General features: G+C 66.7%; 17 protein-coding genes. 8 read left to right on the forward strand and 9 right to left on the reverse strand.

The window, feature by feature from the left end:
- Positions 1-14: 14 nt before the first annotated feature.
- Positions 15-728 carry an arylesterase gene (locus tag AC58EF_RS13755; protein ID WP_497276926.1) on the reverse strand — a complete coding sequence of 238 codons (714 nt, stop codon included), beginning with the start codon at positions 726-728 and terminating at the stop codon, positions 15-17.
- Here AC58EF_RS13755 and AC58EF_RS13760 point away from each other — a divergent pair.
- From AC58EF_RS13760 to AC58EF_RS13770, 3 genes are all read left to right on the forward strand, one after another.
- Positions 727-1428 carry an ABC transporter ATP-binding protein gene (locus AC58EF_RS13760; protein WP_497276927.1) on the forward strand — a complete coding sequence of 234 codons (702 nt, stop codon included), beginning with the start codon at positions 727-729 and terminating at the stop codon, positions 1426-1428. The two genes, AC58EF_RS13755 and AC58EF_RS13760, sit on opposite strands and share 2 nt — an antisense overlap.
- Positions 1425-3947 (forward strand): ABC transporter permease, encoded by a 2523-nt coding sequence (locus AC58EF_RS13765; RefSeq protein ID WP_497276928.1) that lies wholly within the window; start codon positions 1425-1427, stop codon positions 3945-3947. The genes AC58EF_RS13760 and AC58EF_RS13765 overlap by 4 nt, the downstream gene beginning before the upstream one ends.
- 79 nt (positions 3948-4026) lie before the next feature.
- Entirely contained in the window at positions 4027-4743 is a 717-nt protein-coding gene (locus tag AC58EF_RS13770) for a cupin domain-containing protein (protein ID WP_497276929.1), read from the forward strand.
- A 13-nt stretch (positions 4744-4756) separates the two neighbouring features.
- Here AC58EF_RS13770 and AC58EF_RS13775 read toward each other — a convergent pair whose 3' ends face one another.
- From AC58EF_RS13775 to copC, 3 genes are all read right to left on the reverse strand, one after another.
- A complete protein-coding gene (locus tag AC58EF_RS13775; protein WP_497276931.1) occupies positions 4757-5506 on the reverse strand; it encodes an isocitrate lyase/PEP mutase family protein in 750 nt (249 codons plus the stop codon).
- Between the two features lie 77 nt (positions 5507-5583).
- Positions 5584-6450 (reverse strand): copper homeostasis membrane protein CopD, encoded by an 867-nt coding sequence (gene copD, locus AC58EF_RS13780; protein ID WP_497276932.1) that lies wholly within the window; start codon positions 6448-6450, stop codon positions 5584-5586.
- Positions 6451-6456: 6 nt separating this feature from the next.
- Complete coding sequence (gene copC / locus AC58EF_RS13785) at positions 6457-6831, reverse strand: copper homeostasis periplasmic binding protein CopC (RefSeq protein WP_497276933.1); 375 nt, start codon at positions 6829-6831, stop codon at positions 6457-6459.
- A gap of 140 nt (positions 6832-6971) precedes the next feature.
- On the opposite strand from copC, the gene AC58EF_RS13790 reads away from it, so the two are divergent.
- Genes AC58EF_RS13790 through AC58EF_RS13810 form a run of 5 tightly spaced genes read left to right on the forward strand, consistent with a single transcriptional unit; the run spans position 6972 to position 10877 of the window.
- On the forward strand, positions 6972-7232 hold the full coding sequence (locus AC58EF_RS13790; protein ID WP_497276934.1) for a hypothetical protein: 261 nt from the start codon (positions 6972-6974) through the stop codon (positions 7230-7232).
- Positions 7229-7666, forward strand: coding sequence for a periplasmic heavy metal sensor (locus AC58EF_RS13795; RefSeq protein WP_497276935.1), 438 nt, complete (start codon positions 7229-7231; stop codon positions 7664-7666). Before AC58EF_RS13790 ends, AC58EF_RS13795 begins: the two co-directional genes overlap by 4 nt.
- Positions 7663-8220: an RNA polymerase sigma factor gene (locus AC58EF_RS13800; protein ID WP_497276937.1), complete on the forward strand. Its 558-nt coding sequence runs from the start codon at positions 7663-7665 to the stop codon at positions 8218-8220. Before AC58EF_RS13795 ends, AC58EF_RS13800 begins: the two co-directional genes overlap by 4 nt.
- 24 nt (positions 8221-8244) lie before the next feature.
- The gene (locus AC58EF_RS13805; RefSeq protein WP_497276938.1) at positions 8245-9984 is read left to right on the forward strand and encodes a copper resistance system multicopper oxidase; all 1740 of its coding nucleotides are present in this window, start codon (positions 8245-8247) and stop codon (positions 9982-9984) included.
- Positions 9981-10877, forward strand: coding sequence for a copper resistance protein B (locus tag AC58EF_RS13810; RefSeq protein ID WP_497276939.1), 897 nt, complete (start codon positions 9981-9983; stop codon positions 10875-10877). Before AC58EF_RS13805 ends, AC58EF_RS13810 begins: the two co-directional genes overlap by 4 nt.
- 6 nt (positions 10878-10883) lie before the next feature.
- Here the strand turns inward: AC58EF_RS13810 and AC58EF_RS13815 are convergent, their stop codons facing one another.
- The 5 genes from AC58EF_RS13815 to AC58EF_RS13835 all read right to left on the reverse strand — a co-directional run bounded on the left by AC58EF_RS13815 (position 10884) and on the right by AC58EF_RS13835 (position 16795).
- Positions 10884-12101: a calcium-binding protein gene (locus tag AC58EF_RS13815; RefSeq protein WP_497276940.1), complete on the reverse strand. Its 1218-nt coding sequence runs from the start codon at positions 12099-12101 to the stop codon at positions 10884-10886.
- Between the two features lie 409 nt (positions 12102-12510).
- Positions 12511-13659, reverse strand: coding sequence for a M20 aminoacylase family protein (locus AC58EF_RS13820; RefSeq protein ID WP_497276941.1), 1149 nt, complete (start codon positions 13657-13659; stop codon positions 12511-12513).
- Between the two features lie 16 nt (positions 13660-13675).
- The gene (locus AC58EF_RS13825) at positions 13676-14170 is read right to left on the reverse strand and encodes an Lrp/AsnC family transcriptional regulator (protein WP_497276942.1); all 495 of its coding nucleotides are present in this window, start codon (positions 14168-14170) and stop codon (positions 13676-13678) included.
- A 22-nt stretch (positions 14171-14192) separates the two neighbouring features.
- Positions 14193-15581: an aspartate aminotransferase family protein gene (locus AC58EF_RS13830; RefSeq protein ID WP_497276943.1), complete on the reverse strand. Its 1389-nt coding sequence runs from the start codon at positions 15579-15581 to the stop codon at positions 14193-14195.
- A gap of 137 nt (positions 15582-15718) precedes the next feature.
- Positions 15719-16795: a tartrate dehydrogenase gene (locus tag AC58EF_RS13835; RefSeq protein WP_497276944.1), complete on the reverse strand. Its 1077-nt coding sequence runs from the start codon at positions 16793-16795 to the stop codon at positions 15719-15721.
- Positions 16796-16967 lie beyond the last annotated feature (172 nt).

Below are 16967 nucleotides of genomic sequence, written 5' to 3' on the forward strand. Positions count from 1 at the left end.
GCCCATCCCGATGCTCATGCCTTGAGCTTCCCCGCGACCAATGGCGCCAGCCTGCCGACGATGAGGGTGACGCCCGCATCATTGGGATGGACGCCGTCGGGCAGCAGCAATGCCCGCCTGCCGATCACCCCGTCCAGCATGAAGGGATAGAGGGTCGCGCCATATTTCCTCGCAAGGTTCGGATAGATGGGATTGAACGCCGCTGCATAGTCCGGCCCCATATTGGGCGACGCCATCATGCCGGTCAGCAGCACCGGGATGCCGCGCTTCTTCGCTTCCGCCAGGATCGCGTCCAGATTGGCGCGCGTTTCCTTGGGCGACAGGCCGCGCAGCATGTCGTTGCCGCCCAGCCCCAGCAGCATCAGATCGGGCTTGCGCGGCAATCCGTCGAGCGTGAAGGCCAGCCGCGCCAGCCCCGCCGCACTGGTGTCGCCCGATACGCCGGCATTCACCACCCGCGTCTTCACCCCGCGCGCGATCAGCGCCCGTTCCAGCATCGGCGCCAGCCCCTTGCCCTGATCCAGATTATAGCCGGCATAAAGGCTGTCGCCGAAGGCCACGACCAGCTTCGCGTCGGGAGCAGGATCGGCCGCATCCGCCGGTTGCGCCGTATCGGCGGCCGGGGGAGGGGGCGGCGCTCCGTCCGAACAGCCGCCCGCGAGATGGACAAACAGCGCCAGCGCCCCATATTGCAACCACCTGCCCGCCAAGGAGCGCTCCTTCTTCATGCATTTGCCCATCGATCCCGCCACTATTGCGATCCGCGCGCAGAATGTCACCCTTTCCCTTGGAACCCGTGATGCGCCGGTGGCGATCCTCAAGGGCGTTGATCTTTCGATCCTGCGCGGAGAGAGCGTGGCCATCCTTGGCGCCTCGGGATCGGGCAAAAGCTCGCTGATGGCGGTGCTGTCCGGCCTGGAGCGCGCCAGCGGCGGCACGGTGGATGTGGGCGGCGTCGATTTCGGCGCGCTGGGGGAGGATGACCTCGCCCGCGCCCGACGCGGGCGGATCGGCATCGTGCTGCAAAGCTTTCACCTGCTGCCCACCATGACGGCGCTGGAAAATGTCGCCGTGCCGCTCGAACTGGCCGGCCATGCCGATGCCTTCGCGCTGGCGGCGGAGGAATTGCGCGCCGTGGGCCTTGGCCACCGTCTCGACCATTATCCCGCCCAATTGTCGGGTGGCGAGCAGCAGCGCGTCGCCATCGCCCGCGCGGTCGCGCCGCGCCCGACCCTGCTCTTCGCCGACGAACCCACCGGCAATCTCGACGCCGCCACCGGCGCGGCGATCATGGACCTGCTGTTCGACCGGCAGCAGGCGGCGGGCGCGACACTGGTCGTCATCACCCATGACCCGGTGCTGGCGGAACGGTGCGGCCGGATCGTCGAGATGCGCGATGGCCGGATCGTCGCGGATCGCGCGCTATGAACGGCCTTGGCTGGCGGGCAGGCTGGCGCATCGCCCGGCGCGACCTACATCTGGGCTTTCGTGGATTGCGGCTCCTCTTCCTCTGCCTCTTCCTCGGCGTCGCGGCGCTGGCGGCGATCGGCAGCCTGACCGCCGCCATCACCCAGGAACTGAGCGAGCGGGGCCGCGTCATCCTGGGCGGCGACATCGAAATCGGCATGACCCAGCGCGAGGCGGACTTCGGCGCCAAGGAAGCCTTTCGCCAGCTCGGCACGCTCAGCGAGACGATCCGGATGCGCGCCATGGCGCAACGGGTGGGACAAAGGCGGGGCGACGCTCCGCCTGCCATATTGACCGAACTCAAGGGCGTGGACGCCGTCTATCCGCTCTATGGCGCGCTGAAACTGCGCAACAGCAATTACCGCCCGATGGATGCGGATCATGTCCTTGTCGGCGAAGCGTTGGCGGAGCGGCTGGACCTCCGGCGCGGCGAACGGCTTCGCTATGGCGACGCGACCTTCACCATCGGCGATATCATCGCGGACGAACCCGATCGGCTGGGTGAGGGCTTCACCCTGGGCCCGGTCGCGATCGTGTCGATGGAGGGGCTGCATCGCACCGGGCTGATCCAGCCCGGCAGCCTCTATTCGGCCAAATATCGCATTCGCCTCGATCCGCGCTACGACCCCGGCACCGTCCGCAGGGACTGGGAAAAGGCGCGCGCGGGCGAAGGCTGGACCTTCAAGGACCGGGATCGCGCCGCCCCCGGCGCCAACCGCTTCATCGAGCGGATGGGCCAGTTTCTCTCGCTGATCGGCCTCGCCGCGCTGGTGATCGCCGGCATCGGCGTCAGCAACGGCGTGGCCTCCTATCTCGCGGGCAAGCGCGGCGGCATCGCGACCTTGAAGGTGCTGGGCGCCACCTCCACCGACATCGCCCGCATCTACCGGATGCAGGTCGGCGCAGTCGCGCTGCTCGGCATCGTCGCGGGCCTGATCGTCGGCGCGGCTCTGCCCTCGCTGGTGGTGGCGCTGGCGGGCGACGTGCTGCCGGTCAGCCCCGGCTTCCGCCTCCATCCCGTGCCCTTGCTGGCGAGCGCCGCCTATGGCCTGCTCATCGCCTTCCTCTTCACCTTCCCGCCGCTCGCCAGGGCGCGCACCCAGCCGGCCGCCGCCATCTTCCGCGGCGCGGTTGAAACGCGCAGCGGCCTCGACCGGCGCAGTCTCGCCGCCATGGGCGGGGCAGGGGCGTTGCTGGTCGCGCTGGCGCTCGGCACCGCGCGCGAACCGCTTTTCTCCGCCGCCGTGCTGGGCGCGGTCGCGGCGGTGCTGCTGCTGCTTCTGGGGCTGGGCCTTGCCGTCAGCCGTCTCGCGCGCCGCCTGCCCCGGCCACGCCGCCCCCTGTTGCGTCTGGCCCTCGCCAATCTGCACCGCCCCGGCGCGCAGACCGCCGCGCTGATCGTGGCGCTGGGCCTTGCCCTTACCCTGTTCGTCACGCTGGCAGGGATCGAAACCAGCCTGAACGCGGAAATCCGCACGGTGGTCCCAAAAAAGGCGCCCGCCCAGATCGTGCTCGACATTCCCGCCCCGCAGCAGGCCCGCTTCCGCCAGATCGTCGCGCATCAGGCGCCCGGAGCGCAACTCAACATCGTCCCGGTCCTGCGCGGCACTATTACCGCTTATGGCAGGCAGCGCGTCGCCGACTTGAAGCAACTGCCCGACGGGGCCTGGTTTCTGCGCGGTGAGCGCGGCGTCACCTACAGCGCAGCCCTGCCCGAAGGCAGCGATCTGGTCGCGGGCGATTGGTGGCCGAAGGACTATAAAGGCCCGCCCCTTGTCTCGCTCGATGCCGAAGCCGCCAAGACGCTGAACATCGGCGTCGGCGACGTGCTGACCGTCTCCATCCTCGGTCGCGAGATCGAGGCGCGGATCGCCTCCCTGCGCAAGGTCAACTGGGACACGATGGGCTTCAACTATGTGCTGGTCTTCCCGCCCGCCACGCTGGAGGGTGCGCCGCACAGCGTCGCCGCGACGATCACCATGGACCCGCGCCACGACAGCGCCATGACCCGCGCCCTGCTGGCCGCCTTCCCCGGCGTATCGGTGATCGCCGTGGGGGACGTGATCGATCAGGTCGGCGTCATCCTCACCCAGATGTCGCGCGCGATCCTCGTCGCCGCATCGGTCGCGATCCTTGCCGGCATCGCCGTGCTGGTCGGCGCGATCGCCGCCTCGCGTCAGGCGCGCAGCTATGACGGCGTGATCCTCAAGACACTGGGCGCCACCCGCGCGCAACTGCTGGGCGGGCAGGCGCTCGAATATGGCCTGCTCGCCGCGATCCTGGCGCTGGTGGCGCTGGCGCTGGGCAGCGCGGCCGCCTGGTTCGTGATCGTGCAGGTCTTCGACTTCAGCTGGGCGCCCGACTGGCCGATCGTGCTGGCGACGCTGGCGGGTGGGGCACTGCTCACGCTCGGCATCGGCCTTGCCGGATCGATCCCGCTGCTTTCCGTTCGTCCGGCCCGCGCCCTGCGGCAGGTCTGACGGACGACCCCGGCGCAAACGGCGCATCGTGTCGCGCGTGGCGGATTATCCTGGGGCCAGACCGACAGGAAAGGCCGTCATGACGAACACAATATTGACCCGCAGCTTCATCGACCTGCGCGCCTGGGCCGCCGGGGCCAGCGTCGGCGCAGGGGAGGGCGATCTTTTCCTCGCCGCCCGCGCATCCCTGCCGCTGGCGGATGGCCCCATCAGCGCCGGCCTCATTGCCCTGCCGCCGGGCGCGGGCAAGGTCGCGGCGATGCCCGCCGACGAGTTCGTCATCGTGGAGTCCGGCGCGATCCGCATCGTGCAGGGCGACTTTGACCGCACCCTCGCGGCAGGCGACAGCATCGTCCTGCGCGGCGGGGCTGCCTTCGTCTGGACCGTTGACGCCGGCGCGCGCCTGCTCTTCATGCGCCGCACCAGCGGCCCGGCCGGTAACGGCGCGATCATTCCGGTCGATACCGATGCCCCGCTCGCGCCCTCGGGCGCGCCGCTCGCCGAACTGCTGGTCGGTCCGACGCCCCGGTGCCGCAACCATAGCGACTGGAAGTCGGAGGATGGCGCGTTCATGGCCGGCACCTGGGATTCGACCCCCTATCACCGCCGCGCCATGCGCTATGGCCATCATGAACTGATGTATCTGCTCGACGGCAGCGTCACCTTCATCGACGAAACCGGCGCGGAAGGCCGTTTTTCGACGGGCGACATCTTCCTGGTCGAACAGGGCGCCAGTTGCAGTTGGGACAGCCGCGTTCCCGTGAAGAAGATCTACTGCATCTACCGCCCGGCCTGATGGAGAGGCAGGCTCAGGAGTCGAATTGCCTGAGTTGCTGGGCGGCTTCTTCGACGGCCGTCCAGGCCCGTTTCGCAAGACTGCCGCCGACGCTGCACCGACGGACGCCCAGCGCAGCGAAGGTGCGGATCGACGCATCATAATCGTGGATGACGACATTGACCGGCTTGGGCGCCACGGCGGCGACCAGTTCCGCCACCGCGCCCGGATCGAGGATGAAGGGGACGAACAGGCAATCCGCGCCGGCTTCGGCATAGGTCACCGCGCGCGCGATGCTTTCGGCCGCCGTCATGCCGGGGACGCGGAAATTCTCGTTGCGCCCGATCAGCATGACGCTGGGATCGACCGCATCGATGGCCGCCCGCGCCGCCGCGATCCGATCGCGGGCAAGATCGAGGTCATAGAGCTTGCTGCCCGACCAGTCCTCGATCGAAAGTCCGGCGATGCCGGTGTCGACCGCCATGGCGACATTGGCGGCCATGGCAGCCGGATCGTCGGCAAATCCATTCTCGAAATCGGCATTGACGGGCAGGTCGGTCGCATCGACCAGCAGCCTCAGATGCGCCAGCACCTCGTCGCGGGAAAGGTCGCCATCATCCTTTCCGGCGGTCCAGGCCGCGCCCGCGCTGGTCGACGCGATGGCCTTGAACCCCGCTTTCGCCAGCCGGACGGCGCTTCCCGCGTCCCAGGCGTTCGGAATGATGAAGAAACCCTCTTCATGCAACGCGCGAAACGTGGCGCGCTTGTCGGCGATAGTCGGCATGATCTCGCTCCTCGGCAACCCGCCACGCCAAATGATGCGCCCGCCCGACACATTCAAGAGCGAGAAAATCGCCGGGATCACGCCATCGGATCGAGCGTCCCGAGCCAGGCCACCAGCCCGATGATGGCGACGGCGGCGCTCGTTTCCAGCAGCAGCGACAGCCGCAGATGCGCCACCGCGCGCGCTGGCGCCGCGTCCCGCTCCAGCGCCGGGGTCAGCCACCAGCGATTGGCCGCCGCCAGTCCCAGCATCAGCCCGAACAACGCCAGTTTCGCCCCCAGCAGCCAGCCATAAAGGCTGCCGAGCAACGCCGGCGCCTGCGCCAGCCCGACGATCATCGCGACATTGATCGCCCCGCTGACGATCAGCGTCGCAACCACCAGCGTCCCCATCAGCGAAAAGCGCGCCAGCATCGTCGCCGCCAGCCGCGCATCCTCATCCTTGCGCAACCGCATGACCGCACAAAGCAGCACCGCCAGCGCCCCGATCCAGCCCGACGCCGCCCAGATATGCGCGACATCCGCGGCCCGATGGAGCGATCCGGCCAGCGCCTCGGTCGCGCCCGCATGACCGGTCCAGGCCAGCGTCGCGGCCGCGACCGCCGCTGGAACCAGCGCCCATCGCGTCCCGCGCGGCAACGCGCCAGCGGCCAGCACCACCAGCAAGGCCGCGCCCCGCACCGCCAGCACCGGCCCGATCGGCGTCATCGTCAGTAAAATCCGGGCGCTGGCCCAATCGGGGGACGTGATCGGCGTGCCGGTCATCGCCGCCGCGCTGGCGAGCAGCCACAGCGCCGACAGCGCCAGTCCACCGACCGCCAACAACGCGACAACGCGCTTCCGCCCGGCCATGCCCATAACCCACCAGAAAAGCGGCAGGCCCATCAGCAGGGCCAGGTCGATCATCAGCGCGAAGCGCGCGCCGATCAACGCCCCCTCGGTCATGGCGGTTTACTTGACCGTGAAGCTGTAGCCGCCTTCCATCTTGTGCTGGTCGGCGCCGACCACATGCCATTTCAGTGCATAGGTGCCGGCGGGCAGCGCGCGGGGCAGGGTGAGCGTCATCGTCTTGCCCTCGACGCTCGTCTTGAAACCCTTGATCGGCATCGGCTCATGATTGGCCATGCCCGGCATCCCGGTCATCACCAGGTCCACGCCGCTCATCGGCGCCAGGAAGGTTTCGGAAAAGGTCAGCGTCAGCCTGGTCGGCTTGGCGACGGTCGCATTGGCGGCCGGGCTGGACGACAGCAGCTTGGTGTGCGCGCTCGCCACGCCGGGCAGGGCAAGGACAAGGACGGCGACGGCAGTCAGGAACTTACGGGTCATGGCAATGTCTCCAGCGGGTGTTCAGGGCCATTACGCATGGACTTGCCCGACCCCTCGCCCAAGCGCATAATTTTTCCGTCCGTTGCCAAGGGATGGGCGCGTCGCGCGCGTATGCGGTCATAAGGATGGAGAATGAAGCAATGACCGATCTGGACCGGATGCTCGGCGCGGTGCGGGCGATGCCCACCGACGCGCGGCTCGAAGCGATGGACGACGCCGTCATGGGCGGCGTCGCCAGACGGCGCGACCAGATGACCGCGCGGCGCAGCCTGATGCTGGCGGGCGTGCTGGCGATCGGCATCGGCTGGGCCGGCAGCATCGTGCCCGCCGCACCGGCGCGGGCATCGTCCGTGCCGATCGGCATGTCGGACTATGCGCCCTCGCGTCTGCTCGGCCAATGACCGCGCGGCGTTATATTCTCGTCGCGCTGGTCGCCTTTGCCGCGTCGCTCGCGGCGGTTCTGGTCGCGCGCGTCTGGCTCGCGCCCGAACCGCGCGTCGAAAGCGAAGTCCACGCCCTGCTGCACCAGCGGCTGACCCTCGACGCCGCGCAGGAAAAGCGCATCCATGAACTGGAGGCCGCCTTCGCCACGCGGCGCGAAGCGCTGGAGGCGGAAATGCGCGCCGATAACCAGCGGCTGGCCGACGCCATCGCCGCCGAACATGGCTATGGTCCCAAGGTGGGCGATGCGGTCGACCGCTCGCACCATGTTATGGGCCAGCTCCAGAAGGAAACGCTCCAGCATATCTTCGCGATGCGCGCCGTGCTGCGCCCGGATCAGGCGGCGCAGTTCGACGCGGCGGTCGTCAGGGCGCTGACCCAGCCGGCCCGGTGATATCGCCCGATCCAGACGACCGCGCGCTCGCCGCCCGCGCACTGGCGGGCCAGCAATCGGCCTATGGCGCGCTGATGCAGCGGCACCGCGACGCCGTCTGGCGGCTCGCGCGCGGCCATGTCGGCGACGGTGACGAAGCGCTCGACATCACGCAGGAAACATTCGTCGCCGCCTTCGCCGCGCTCGCCCGCTATGATGGCGCGCGGCCCTTCCGCGTCTGGATCGCGCGCATCGCGCTCAACAAATGCCGGGACTGGGCGCGCCGCCGCGCCGTCCGCCGCTTCTTCGCCTTCGCCAAGCCGATCGACGAGGCGATCGACATTGCCGACCGCGACGCCACGCCCGAAGACGCGCTCCATTCGCAGCGCGAACTCGCCCGTATCAACGCCGCCATCGCCTCCCTGCCCGCGACCCTCAAGGATGTGCTGCTGCTGCGCACGATCGAGCAGATGAGCCAGGCCGACGCCGCCCAGGTGCTGGGCGTCACCGAAAAGGCGGTCGAAACCCGCCTCTACCGCGCCCGCGCGAAACTCGCTGAAATTTTGAGGGATTGATCCGGCGGCCGCGTATGAAGGGGTATGAGCTTATCCTCCCTCGACCGCCGCACCTTGTTCAAGAGCGCCGCCGCCCTGACGCTGGCCGGCGCCTTCCCCGCCTGGGCGCGCAGCGGCACGCCCGGCCTGCGCCCAGCGCCCGGCGTCCTGTCCGGCGACACGATCGCGCTGACTGTCGGTGAAAGTCATTTCGGCACGGGCGGCCGGTCGGCCCATGCGATCACCATCAACGGCAGCGTCCCCGCGCCGCTCATCCGGTTGAAGGAAGGGCAGAGCGTCCGTCTCGCCGTCACCAACCGCCTGAAGGAAGACACGTCGATCCACTGGCACGGCCTGATCGTCCCTTTCCAGATGGACGGCGTGCCGGGCGTCAGCTTCCCCGGCATCCGTCCGGGCGAAACCTTCACCTATGCATTTCCGATCCGCCAGTCGGGCACCTACTGGTATCACAGCCATTCGGGGATGCAGGAGGCGATGGGCCATTATGGCCCGATCGTGATCGACCCCGCCGGTCCCGACCCGGTCCAGTCCGACCGCGAGCATGTGATCGTGCTGGCCGACTGGACGCCGGTCCATCCCCATATGCTGCTCAAGCGCCTCAAGCAGATGGGCGGCTATTACAACATGCAGCGCCAGACGCTCGCCGGCCTGCTCAAGGGCAGGGATATGTCGCTGAAGGACCGGATGGACTGGGGCGCGATGCGGATGGACCCGACCGATATCTCGGACGTGACCGGCTCCACCTACAGCTTCCTCGTCAACGGCCATGGCACGGCGGAAAACTGGACCGGCCTGTTCGCGCCGGGCGAGCGGGTCCGCCTGCGCATCGTCAACGCGTCCGCCATGACCAATTTCAACGTTCGGCTGCCCGGCCTGCCCATGACGGTGGTCCAGTGCGACGGCCAGCATGTCCAGCCGGTCGAAACCGACGAATTCCAGATCGGCATCGCCGAAACCTATGACGTGATCGTCCGACCGACCGAGGCGAAGCCCTACGGCCTGATCGCCGAAGCCATCGACCGCTCCGGCCTCGTCCGCGCGACCCTCGCGCCGCAGATCGGCATGGTCGCGCCGATCCCGGCCCTGCGCCAGCGTCCGCTGCTCACCATGAAGGATATGGGCATGGACATGGCGGGCATGGATATGGGGCAGGGGGGCGTGATCGACCTCAGCCAGCCCGCCAATGAGAGCATGTCGGGCCACAGCATGAAGATGCTCGACCCGTCGGTCGCGCCCGATGTGCCGATGGGGCCGGGCGTCGCCACCCTTTCCGCCATGCCCGCCGATCGCACCGCCGATCGGCCCACCGGGCTGGAGGAGGTCGACCACCGCGTCCTCACCTATGCCGACCTGCGCGCGCTCGAACCGAATGATGACACGCGCCCGCCGACCCGCACGCTCGACATCCACCTCACCGCCAATATGGAACGCTATATGTGGTCCTTCGACGGGGTGAAGCTGTCCGACGGCGCCGATCCCATCCCCTTCCGCCATATGGAACGGGTGCGGGTGAACCTCATCAACGACACGATGATGCCGCATCCCATCCATATTCACGGCCATTTCTTCCAGCTCGTCACCGGGGAGGATGCGACCCACAATCCCCGCAAGCATACGGTGAACGTCCTGCCCGGCGGCCGGATCAGCTTCGACCTGACTGCCGACGCGATCGGCGACTGGGCCTTCCACTGCCATATGCTGATGCACATGCACGCCGGGATGATGCGCGTCGTGACCGTCCGGCACGAAGGAGATGCGGCATGAAGCGCCTGACCGCTGCCGTGCTGCTGCTCGCGGGAATGGCCACGCCCGCGTTGGCGCAGACGATGGACCATAGCGCCCACCAGATGCCACGGGCACAGGATCAGCCCGCCAATCCCCATGCAGGCCATGGCGCGCCTGCGCCCGATAACGGCATTCCGCAGGGCGTCGCCCCTCCCGTCCCGACCGACCATGCCGCCGAAGCCTTTTACGCCCCCGACGTCATGGCCCGCGCCCGCGCGGCCATGCTCAAGGAAAATGGCGGCATGACCTTCTCCCAACTGATGATCGACCGCGCCGAATATCGCGCGCAAAAGGGCGGCGATGGCTATCATTGGGAAGGCGAAGGCTGGATCGGCGGCGACATCAACCGCCTCGCGATCAAGTCGGAAGGGGAGGGCGACGTCGGCGGCCGTCTCGAAAGCGCCGAACTTCAGGCGCTCTACAGCCGGGCCATCGATCCCTGGTGGAATATCGTCGCGGGCGTCCGCCAGGATTTCCGCCCCCGGCCCCAGCGCACCTATGCGACGGTCGGCATCGAAGGCCTCGCCCCCTATTGGTTCGAACTGGAGGCGCAGGCCTTCCTCTCCGACAAGGGCGACGCCCATCTCCGCGTCGAAGGCAGTTACGACCAGCGCATCACCCAGCGGCTGATCCTGCAACCCGCCGCCGAAGTGAATATCGCCGCGCAGGACGTGCCCGAACTCGGCATCGGCGCGGGCCTCTCGACCATCGAGCTGGGCTTGCGCCTGCGCTATGAAATCGCCCGCGAATTCGCGCCCTATGTCGGCGTCAACTGGGAACGCAGCTTCGGCGACACCGCCCGCTACGTCCGCACCGAAGGGGAGGGGGCATCGGCCACCAGCCTCGTCATGGGCATCCGATTCTGGTTCTGAACCGGGTCAGACGAACAGGAAATCGGTGGCGGAGAAGCTCGCCGCAGTCAGCGTGGCCGACGGGTCGCCAATCTCGATGCCGAAGCGCACCCCGCTGCTGGTCGTCACCCACAGGCTGACATCGCCGTCGACCTGATCCTGCGCGAACACGGTGCCGGCCAGGCCGGAACCGCTGAACTGGGTCACGCCCAGCTTTTCCAGCACGATCCGGTCGATCCCGTCCTGAAAATCGTCGATCCGGTCGCCGCCGTCGAGCGCGCCCGCGCCCTTGAAGACGAACCGGTCGGCGCCCAGCCCACCCCACAGGCGATCGGCGCCCAATTCCCCGAACAGCAGATCGTCGCCCGCATCGCCGAACAGATGGTCGCTGCCGTCTCCGCCATAGATCTGGTCGTTGCCGTCGCCGCCCTGCAAGCGATCCTGACCGGCTCCGCCCAGCATTATGTCGTGTCCGCCTTCGCCGATCAGCCTGTCATCATCCGCGCCGCCGTCGACCAGATCATTGCCGTCGCCCGCCTCGATCAGGTCGTCGCCCGCGCCGCCCAGCATCTGGTCGTCACCCCATTCGGCCGAAATAATGTCGTCGCCCGCGCCACCGTTCAGATAATTGTCGCCGTCGCCGCCATCGACGCGGTCATTGCCTTCGCCGCCGTCGATACGGTCGTCGCCCGCCTCGCCCTTCAGCGCATCATCGCCGCCCTCGCCATAGAGGAGGTCATGGCCGTCGCCGCCCGACACCGCCTCCGTGGTCAGCAGGCCGGTCGCAGGGTTGATCTCGTTGATGAAGCCGTCATCATCGTCGCCCGCATAGATGCGGTCGTTCCCTGGCCCGGCATCGATATAGTCGCGCCCCGCGCCGCCATGGATCACATCGTCACCGATGCCGCCGAGCATCATGTCATGGCCCCAGCTGCCGTCGAGCGTGTCGTTGCCGTCCTTCGCCTCCAGCGTGTCATTGCCCGATCCGCCGCGCAGCACATCATTGCCGGGGCCGCCATCCAGCCCGTCATTGCCGTCACCGCCGTCCAGCAGGTCGGCGCCCGCTGCGCCTTTCAGGAAATCGTCGCCGGCCTGGCCATAGAGTTTGTCGTCGCCATCCTCGCCCAATATCTGGTCGTTGCCCGCCCCCCCGGACAGGGTGTCGTTACCGGCATAGCCCCGGATCAGGTCCGCAAGTGTCGATCCATAGAGCGTGTCATTATTGTTCGTGCCAAGGATGTTCATGACGCATCGCTACCGGAATGAGGACGCGCGCAGGCGCCGAGCTTCCGCCAGCATGATATGGACGCATCGGCCCGGCCAGTGCGCAGGGGGATATGTCCGATGGGCCAGCCCGCAGCGCGTCTGGAGCAGGATGACATTTCCTTGATCGTCATTGCGAGCGCAGCGAAGCAATCCAATGTCACCCCCTATGGATTGCTTCGCTGCGCTCGCAATGACGGGGGGATCAATGTGCAGTCATCATACGCTAGTGGATTGATTTTGACATTTGCATCCCCTGGCGGTTGGGATGGGTCTGCAAATGTCAAAATCGTAAAATCCACTAGAATCAAATATTTCTAGTGGTCCGAATAGATTCTGACATTCGTGTGGGACATGGCCTCAAACGGTGTCGAATGTCAGAATCGGACCACTAGCGGCTCAAATGTTGTTCCACCAAAGCGACATGCAGCCGCACGCCCAGTTCCAGCACGTCGTCGTTGAAATCATAATGCGGGTTGTGCAACGGCGCCGATCCTTCGGGCCTGGCCTGCCCCAGCCAGATATAGGCGCCCTTGCACGCCTGGAGCATGAAGGCGAAATCCTCCGAGGTGAAGGCCGGATCGGGCGCCAGCAGCGCATTGCCGACCGTCGCGGCGGCGACCAGCGCCTCCTGCGCGGCTTCCGCATCGTTGATCGTTGCGGGATAGTAACGCTGATAATCGACCGTCGCGGTGAGTTCGCCCGCCAGCGCCACGCCGGCTGCGATCTGCCGGATCGACGCCTCGATCCGGTCCTGCACTTGCCCGTCGAAGGTGCGCACCGTCCCCGTGATCGTCACGACTTGCGGGATCACATTATGCGTATGCCCGCCATGAATCTGGGTGATCGACAGCACCGCCGATGCGGTCGGCGCGATCCGCCGCGACACGATCGCGTTCAACTGCTGCACCAGGGATGCGGCCGCAAGAATGGCGTCGGGCGTATCCTGCGGGATGGCGGCATGGCCGCCGCGCCCTTCCAGCTTGATCTCGAACTTGTCGGCCGCGCCCATGATCGGACCGGGCCGCGTCGCGATCGTGCCGGCGGGCAAATCGGGCCAGTTGTGCAGCCCGAACACCCGGTCGCAAGGGAAGCGCTCGAACAGCCCCTCCTTCACCATCTCCCGCGCGCCGCCCTGGCCTTCCTCGGCGGGCTGGAAGAAGAAATTGACCGTCCCGTCGAAATTCCGCGTCCGCGTCAGATGCTGCGCCGCGCCCAGCAGCATGGCGACATGCCCGTCATGGCCGCAGCCATGGAAGGTGCCCGGCGTCTTGCTGGCATAGGGCAGGTTGGTCTGCTCATGGATCGGCAGCGCATCCATGTCCGCGCGCAGCCCGATGCTGCGCCCGGACGCGCCGTTCCGCAGCACGCCGACCACGCCCGTCTTCCCGATCCCCTCATGCACCTCCAGCCCCAGCGCGCGCAGCTGCTCGGCGATCCGCCCGGCGGTGCGATGCTCGCAGAAGCCCAGTTCCGGGTGCGCATGAATGTCGCGGCGAAAGGCGACGAGCGGTTCGATCAGGTCGGCAATATCGGCCATGCGGGGATTATAAACCTTATCTCTGCTCGCCGAACAGATGCTGGATCGGATAATGATGTTTGATGAAGGGCGATTTGATCACGACATAGCTGAAATATTTCTCGATGCCGTAATCGCTCTCCAGCATCCCCTCGATGATCGACTGATAATGCGCCACGCCGCGCGTCACGAATTTCAGCAGATAGTCGTAACCGCCGCTGACCAGATGGTATTCGACGATCTCGTCCAGCTTGCGGATGCGCGTCTCGAACCGGGAAAAGTCGCCCGCGCGATGCTCGGTCAGCGTCACCTCGGTAAAGACGGTCAGATATTCGCCCAGCTTGTGCAGGTTGATATGCGCGCCATAGCCGGTGATATATCCCGCCTTCTCCAGCCGCTTGACGCGGGTCAGGCAGGGGCTGGGGGACAGGCCCACCGCGTCGGCCAGCTCGACATTGGTGATGCGGCCGGATTGTTGAAGCTGCGTAAGGATCTTGAGGTCGATCCTGTCCAGTCTGGGTCCGCCCAACATATCCCTGCTACCCCCTTGTTTCTTATCCGATCGCCGCGCGAATATCCGCCTCTTCGAGCAGGTCGTCGAGCGTTTTGCGGATGCGGGCGAAGATCATGTCCATCTCTTCATCGGACGCGCACAGCGCCGGTGCAAGCCCGATGATCGTGTCGGCAAAGGCGCGGAAAATGACGCCATTCTCATATCCCCTGGCGAACAATCGGTCGGCCAGTTTCAGCGCGGGATCGAAGCGCGCCTTGCCGTTCTTGTCCGCGACCAGCTCGATCGCGCCCAACAGTCCGCGTCCCCGCGTATCGCCGACCATGGGATGATCGGCGATGCCCGCCATCCCCGCGTCGAAGCGCGCGGCGACCTTCCGCCCATTCGCCAATATGCCGCCGTCGGTATAGAGGCGCAGCACCTCCAGACCCACCGCCGCGCTCACCGGATGTCCCGAATAGGTGGCGCCATGGCCGATCGCGACCTCCGGGGCGGCGCCGTCGGCGATGCCCTGATAGATTTTGTCCGACATCAGCAGCGCGCCCATCGGCACATATCCGGCGGTCAGCCCCTTGGCGAGCGTCATCAGATCGGGCGTCACCCCTTCCGCTTCGCACGCGAACATCGGCCCGGTGCGGCCGAAGCCGGTGATGACCTCGTCGGCGACGAAAAGTATGTCCAGTTCGGTGCAGGCTTCGCGCATCGCCTTCAGCCAGCCGACCGGCGGCACGATGACGCCGCCCGATCCCTGGATCGGTTCGCAGAAGAAGGCGGCGACATTGTCCGCGCCCAACTCCACCACCTTGTCCTTCAATTCCTGCACCGACCGCGCGATGATCGTGTCGTCGTCGCCCTCCAGGTCGCTGCGATAGGGATAGGGCGACGCGATATGATGCTGCCAGCGTAGCGGCAGGTCGAAACCCCGATGGAAATTGACAAGCGCCGTCAGCCCCGCGCCGGTGCTGCTCGATCCATGATAGCCCCGCTCCAGTGCGATGCACTGTTTCTTCGCGGGCTTGCCGATCGCGTTGTGATAATGGGTGATGTACCGGATCGCGCTGTCCACCGCATCCGACCCGCCCAGCGTGAAATAGACATGGTCCAGCCCCTCCGGGCTGATGTCGACCAGGCGTTGCGCCAGCCGGACGGCCGGTTCGCTGCCGAAATGGAAATAGCCCGTCGCATAGGGCAGGCGGCGCATCTGCTCCGCCGCGGCCTCGACGATGCTGTCCTGGCCATAGCCCACATTGACGCACCACAGGCCGGCAAAGGCGTCCAGCACTTGCCTGCCGTCCATATCCGTCAGCCACATGCCCTGGCCGCTGTGCAGCAGCGTTGCGCCGCGCGCCTCATGCCCGCGAAAGGAGGTGACGGGGTGGATCAGATGGTCGCGGTCGATGTCCAGCAGGGACCGGTTGCTATGCAGCGTCATCAGTTGGCTCGCTGTTGTGGTGATGGGGCCAGCCTAGCCGGATGCCGCAGAGCGAAAGCCCGATATGGGGCGATCGGCGACCGTCGCTGCGTGTAATCGGGAAGCGGTGCGGCATATTCTGCCGCACCGCTTCTTCGTCAGGACAGGGCGTCGGCGATCGCCTTGCCGCATTCGACCGTGTTCGCCTTGCCCTTGAGGTCGCCGGTGCGAAGGGCCGGCTCGGCCAGCACCGTCTCCACCGCGCGCATGATCGCGGCGGCGGCGTCGGCTTCGCCCAGATGCTCCAGCATCATCGCCGCCGACCAGATTTGCCCGACCGGATTGGCAACGCCCAAGCCCGCGATATCCGGCGCGGAGCCATGGACCGGCTCGAACAGTGAAGGTGCGGTGCGGTCCGGGTTGATATTGCCCGACGGCGCGACCCCGATCGTGCCGGTGCAGGCAGGGCCGAGGTCGGACAATATGTCGCCGAACAGGTTGGACGCGACCACAACATCGAACCGGTCCGGGTTCAGCACGAACTGCGCGGTCAATATGTCGATATGATATTTGTCATGGGTGACGGTGGGATAGTTTTTCGCCATTTCCTCCACCCGCTCGTCCCACCAGGGCATGGTGATGGCGATGCCGTTGGACTTGGTGGCCGACGTGACGTGCCTGCGCTCCCGCGTCGCGGCCAGCTCGAAGGCATAGCGCAGCACCCGGTCGGTGCCGTGGCGGGTCATCACCGTCTCCTGGATCACCACCTCGCGCGGCGTGCCGGGGAACATCTTGCCGCCGACCGAGCTATATTCGCCCTCGGTATTCTCGCGCACCACCCAGAAATCGATATCGCCCGGCTCGCGCCCCACCAGCGGGCAGGGGACGCCCGGCATCAGCCGCACCGGGCGCAGATTGACATATTGGTCATACTCCCGCCGGAACTGGAGCAGCGACCCCCAAAGCGAGACATGATCGGGCACCGTGTCCGGCCAGCCGACCGCGCCGAAGAAGATCGCATCGGGATTGCCGATCCGTTCCTTCCAGTCGTCGGGCATCATCTGGCCATGTTTGGCATAGTAATCGCAGCAAGCGAAATCCTGCCATGTCTGCGCGAGGGTAAAGCCGTACAGGCTCGCCGCGCGCTCCAGCACGCGAATGCCCTCGGGCATGACTTCCTTGCCGATGCCGTCGCCGGGGATGACGGAGATGGAATAGGTGCGCGCGTTCGCCATTAAAACCTCCCGTTTGGGCTGAGCCTGTCGAAGCCCTCTACTATTTTAGAAGAAATGCGCTTCGACAGGCTCAGCGCGAACGGACAAGGCCCTAGAGTGAGATGACTTCACTTTGATCCGTTCGCTTCGAGCGAAGTCGAGAAGCGGATAGCGCACTGCCTGCGCTTCTCGA

The sequence above is a fragment of the Sphingobium sp. WR1 genome (assembly GCF_059693745.1).